This window comes from Romboutsia maritimum (genome assembly GCF_002251085.2).
GTDB classification, from domain to species: Bacteria; Bacillota; Clostridia; order Peptostreptococcales; family Peptostreptococcaceae; genus Romboutsia_B; species Romboutsia_B maritimum.
Map to the genome: position 1 here is coordinate 1 of NZ_NOJZ02000051.1, position 5,583 is coordinate 5,583.

The following is a 5,583-nucleotide window of genomic DNA, read 5'->3' on the forward strand; positions in this document are numbered from 1 at the left end:
TTTCTATTGAACCATCAACAAAGATAGTTTTATAAAACTCCGGTAAATATATTTCTGTCTCACTTACTTTATATTTTATATTTTTTATTTCTAAATACCCCTCAATAATATTTATTACATACTTTTGTTTTACATTATGTATTGAATATATGTGTTTATTTCTTCTATACCCCCAAATAAATATTAATAGAAATAATATACTAACTATTATTACGCTACTAATACCTGTGTATCCTAATTTATAGCCTTCTATTAAACTTGATAATGGATTATACATTATTAATAAAGACATTATTGCTTTAGCGTACTTAGATTTAAACATTATTTTTACTCCACTTAATAAGATAACACTATATATAAGTAATATTATTATCATCAAATTGATTATTAACATTCTTTTCCTCCTGTGTAATATTCGATCTTTTATTTAAATATCAACAGTTTTAGATATAAAAAGCACTTAAATTCTCAACAGTATTGATACAATCTTATAAGTACTATTGTCTATCCAACTCTTGTGCCATTAGGTACTGACTTTTCAGGTTGTGCTAAAACAGGTATAATACCATCAGCATATCCAATGTCAAAGAGCATTCCTTCAGAAACTTCACCTGCCATTTTCTTTGGGGCTAAATTAACTACAAATAATGCTTGTTGGCCTTCAACTTCTTTAGGATTATTTCTTTCACCCTTCATTCCTACTAATATGGTTCTCGTAAATTCACCAAAATCAACAGAAAGTTTAACTAACTTATCTGATTTTTCAACATCCTCAACTAATTTAATTGTTCCGACCCTAATATCAATCTTATCAAGTACATCTATACTTATATTTTCTTTAATTGGAGCAGCCATATCTTTCCTCCTTTAATAAATTATTTTTACTAATTATATTATAACTACTTCTACATAAAAATGTAATATAACTTGTATCTAAAAAGATATTAAAACTTTAAAGTTATTACACTTATATTCTTTCTTGAATTTCAAAAATTAAATTTACACATTATAGTTTTTCCAATAAATAAAGCTATTAAATGTTTATTTAATAAACATTTAATATACGTTTAAAATACATTTAATATTATTTAAATAAACATTAAATATATGCTACGTATTTAAAATAATGGCTAATTTAATAAACAAAAACTAGTTAAAATATATCCATGAATCTATCTTATTAATTTGTAATATTTATTACAAATCTATTTTAACAGCACATGATTTAAATGGCTTCATACTACCATTAACACAAATACAAGGCATTATAGTTATATTTCTCTCATTTTCTATTAATTTAAAAGGATCTTATCATAGGATTTTTATAACTTGTTATGTTTCATCAACAAATTCAAATAAACTTTCAACTGTAGTATTAAAAACTTTTGCAATATCCATCGCTAATTTTAGAGAAGGATTATACTTACCATTTTCTAAATGGACAATAGTCTCACGTCTTACACCCACTAATTTTGCCAATTCATTTTGCTTCATAAGAGTTCTTTCCCTATTCTCTTTTATTCTTGTTTTTAAAATAGCCACTTATTCATAGATTCCTTTCCTATCGAAGTATATAAATAAACTTAATCTTAATGTCACTAATAAAAATAATATAGTAATAATCATTATACCAAAATCTAAGTTTGATATATCTATAGATTGAGTAAATGGAGTTGAAAAATATATAGCAACTACTCCAAAAGAATATAAAACAAATTGAACTGCTATACTATTAACTTTTGATAATATAGTTTTTGAAGATTCATCAATTATATCATTGAATTTCTTATTATAAATTGCAAATCCACTCAAAACTATTATCCAAACTAATGTAGATATTATTCCCGAACTATTAATTCCAGGTGTAAACTTATTCGATAGTGATGCAATATAAAAGTATGTAATTAATAAAAATTCGAAAATAAGTTTCGACTTAACACCATATTTTGAATTTGACATATAAAATCACTCCTTTAAAAAGTTATATATTTATAACACGTTATATTATAAGTATATGACTTTTTAAAGTTAAGTGTAACTAAAATGTTATATATATTTAACTTTAGTTATTTTATATTACAAAAGCTCCTAGTTTTATACTAAGTGCTTAACTATTATATAATCTTAAAATTAAGATATTCTCCTTATTATAATCATCTTTATATCTTTTATTGAATTTCAAAATTAAATTTACACAATATAGCTTTTCCAATGAATAAACCTATTTAAAATATATTTAATAACTATTAAAAACATATTTAATATTATTTAAATAAGCATTTAATAGTTATTAAATATATGCTACGTATTTAAAATAATGGTTAATTTAAAATAAAGTAAAATATCCTCATTAGTACCTACATTACAATTTTTTAAATACATTTATACATAGTACTTTTTATTTAATTTCAAATATCTTCAATAAATGGCTTTTTACGCTCAATTTTACCCTTTATAGATAATTTATTCCTTTAAGGTGTAAAAATTTCTCTAAAAGGCTTTAAATGGATATTTTTCATATTCTAATTTATATTCTAAATTGTATTAATTACTATCTAATTTTTATAATAAATATTATCTTTTAATTTTTTAAGTGTTGTTTCCTTTCAACAGTATTTAATAGTATTTAAATAGTATTTAATAGTATTTAGAGATTTTGAAACACTTGCAATTACTAATATACGAGCATGTTAAGGTAACAATTTGATACCAAAAGGCAACAATTTGATACTCAAGGGTAACAATTTGATACCGAAAGGTAACAATTTGATACTCAAAGGTAACAATTTGATACTTTATATAGGTAACAAAAGTACGAAATTGTTACCTTAAATATGATATAATTTATATATAAATACTTAAAGGTAACAATTTGATACTCAAAATGGGGGACAAAAATGAACGAAGAGAATAAAATTGAACTCTTAATGCACAGTAAACAATTAGTGCATACTTCATATGAAGTCACAGCTATACAAAACAGAATATTTTATTATTGTCTTTTAAATGCTCAAAAGGAGAATAACGGAAGTTTAAAATGTACTGTAAAATTAGAGGATTTAAAAAATTTAATACCAAGTAAAAATCAAAGAACGCTAGTTAATATAAAAAAAGCATTAGAAATACTAAGTACTTCTCTTTTAGAATTTGAAGAAAAAGATATTAGAGATGGTGATGATGTTGAATGTAAATATACTTTAATAGCTATGCATAAGTATTATAAAAATAAAGAAGTATTTGAAATAGTCTTCTTAGAAGAACTATATAATCACATAATAAATTACACCGTATATGCTCCACTAAATTTAGATATATTATCTAAATTTAAGAGTTTCTATTCCCAAAGATTATATGAGCTACTTAGATTATGGAGCAGGACAGATATAGAGATTACAAAGGAATTTAAACTAGATCAGCTGAAATTTATATTTGGAGTAGAAAATAAATATCCTAATTATAAAAATTTTAAACAAAGAGTTTTAAACCAAGCTGTAAAAGAAATAAATACGGTTGGAAATATGGATGTAACTATTGAAGAAGTTAAAAAATCTAGAAAAGTTGAAGGTATTAAGTTTATAATAATGGATTATGAGAAAAGAAAGTATTTTAATAAAGAAAAACTAAAACAAAATATTGTACAAGTAGATGAAGTATCAAGTACTCAAGAAGTTGAAGAAATAGCAACTATTGAATGTATTGCTAATGACAAAGAAACTAATCAATTAACTAATAAATCTAAATCTGATTTTTATGTTCCATGTAAAAAATTATTTACAGCTAGGACATTAGAATTGTTTAAAGAAGACTTTTTTAAATATGATTTTAAAGAGAAAGGTAACAATTTGATACTCTCACAAGTTATAGTTTTGACTTTAGATAAAGATGATGAAGAAAAAATAAAGGTTAAATCTTATAATTATTTTAAAACTGTATTAATGGATAAGTTGAAAAAAGAAAGATATGAAAATAATCAAAAGAGTATACCACAGGTTAAAACTAGATTTCATAATATACATCAAACTTTTACTAAATATACTCCAGAAGAACTTGAAAAGAAACTTTTAGAAAGTCAAAAGGACAAGTTTAAATAATAAAGGAAATTGTGAAACATTAACTTTAATTGTTTAGAACAAAGGTATTTGCTATGATTTCTTAAGTACCTTTGTTTTTTGTTGTTTCCTTTCAACAATATTTAATAGTATTTATATAGTATTTAATAGTATTTAAGCATAGCTATAACTGTTGGAAATACTACACATCAAGCAATTAAATGCGACATATTAGGGTTTTATTGCGACGAATTAGGGACTTAACTACGACACATTAGGGTTTTATTACGACATATCAGGGACTTAACTACGACGAATTAGGGCTTTATTGCGACAACTTTAAAAATATTGACGTAATAAATTTATATTGTTAACATATTAAGTATAAAATTAATAAAAATATGGAGAAATTTTTAATGGAAGTTATAAAGATAGAAGAAGATAAAGTTCTTATGAAAAATAATTTATTAGTAAAAGCAAGATATAGTATAAGTTTGATAGAAAATAGAATATTTCTATTAATGTTATATAAATTGCAAAAAGAAAATGATGGAATTTTAAAATGTCAAATTAGTCTTTCTGAATTTAAGAAAATAATAAAATTCAAAGGAAAAAATTCAGCTAATGGAATACTTGAAGTATTAGAAGAACTAAGGAAAAAACCTATATTCTTCAAGGAAAAAAAGAAAAATAATAAAGGTCATTTATGGGGAGCTTATGGATTTATAAATGGATATTATTATGACGACGAATTAGGGACCTTTCATATAGAAGCATCTGAAAAGATTCATGAGATACTAAAAGAATATTTAAAAATGGGTTATACACCTATAAATGTTCAAATTTGGTTATCTTTAAACAATTCATATGCACAAAGATTTTACGATTTGCTTAGATTATGGAGTGGAACTAAGAATGTTATCACATACAAAATTAATGAATTAAAAGAATTATTAATGCTCGATGAAAAATATGATAAGTATAATGATTTTAAAAGAAGGGTTATTAAACCTGCAATAAATGAATTAAATAAAACAGAATATTTCAATATAGAGATTAGAGAAAATAAAGTTGGAAGAAAAATTGAGTCAATAGATTTTATAGTAACAGATTTTGATAAGAGAAAGTATTTTGATACAAAAATTATTGAAGAAAAGCCAATTGTTATTGATAAAATTAATTCAAATTCCGATTTTTATGTACCTAATAAAAAATTATTTACAGCGAAAACATTAAGTAACTTTATTAATGATTTTAAAAAATATGATTTTGCAAACACAAAAATTAAAAGCATATTTTATGAATCTATAGGCACAACATTAGATAAAGATGATGAAGACAAGATAAAAGTTAAATCTTATAATTATTTTAAAACAACATTACTTGATAAACTTAATAAATCTGATAAGAAGCAGAGTATACCGCAGGTTAAAACTAGATTTCATAACATAAATCAGACATTTACTAAGTATACTTCAGAAGAACTTGAAAAGAAACTTTTAGAAAGTCAAAAGGACAAGTTTAAATAATAAAG

6 protein-coding genes are annotated in these 5,583 nt (G+C 23.2%); 2 read left to right on the forward strand and 4 right to left on the reverse strand.

Annotated elements, in window-relative coordinates; genetic code table 11:
* From CHF27_RS13250 to CHF27_RS13265, 4 genes are all read right to left on the reverse strand, one after another.
* On the reverse strand, positions 1-394 hold a 394-nt coding region (locus tag CHF27_RS13250), incomplete at its 3' end, for a hypothetical protein (RefSeq protein WP_147294093.1).
* A gap of 110 nt (positions 395-504) precedes the next feature.
* Complete coding sequence (locus tag CHF27_RS13255) at positions 505-855, reverse strand: tRNA-binding protein (RefSeq protein ID WP_095405276.1); 351 nt, start codon at positions 853-855, stop codon at positions 505-507.
* 477 nt (positions 856-1,332) lie between these two features.
* Positions 1,333-1,542: a helix-turn-helix transcriptional regulator gene (locus CHF27_RS13260; RefSeq protein ID WP_095405277.1), complete on the reverse strand. Its 210-nt coding sequence runs from the start codon at positions 1,540-1,542 to the stop codon at positions 1,333-1,335.
* Positions 1,543-1,959, reverse strand: a complete 417-nt coding sequence (locus CHF27_RS13265) for a hypothetical protein (protein ID WP_095405278.1) — start codon at positions 1,957-1,959, stop codon at positions 1,543-1,545.
* 938 nt (positions 1,960-2,897) lie between these two features.
* On the opposite strand from CHF27_RS13265, the gene CHF27_RS13270 reads away from it, so the two are divergent.
* Entirely contained in the window at positions 2,898-4,091 is a 1,194-nt protein-coding gene (locus CHF27_RS13270; RefSeq protein WP_095405279.1) for a replication initiation protein, read from the forward strand.
* Positions 4,092-4,465: 374 nt separating this feature from the next.
* The gene (locus CHF27_RS13275) at positions 4,466-5,578 is read left to right on the forward strand and encodes a replication initiation protein (RefSeq protein ID WP_158534778.1); all 1,113 of its coding nucleotides are present in this window, start codon (positions 4,466-4,468) and stop codon (positions 5,576-5,578) included.
* The last annotated feature ends 5 nt before the right edge of the window (positions 5,579-5,583 follow it).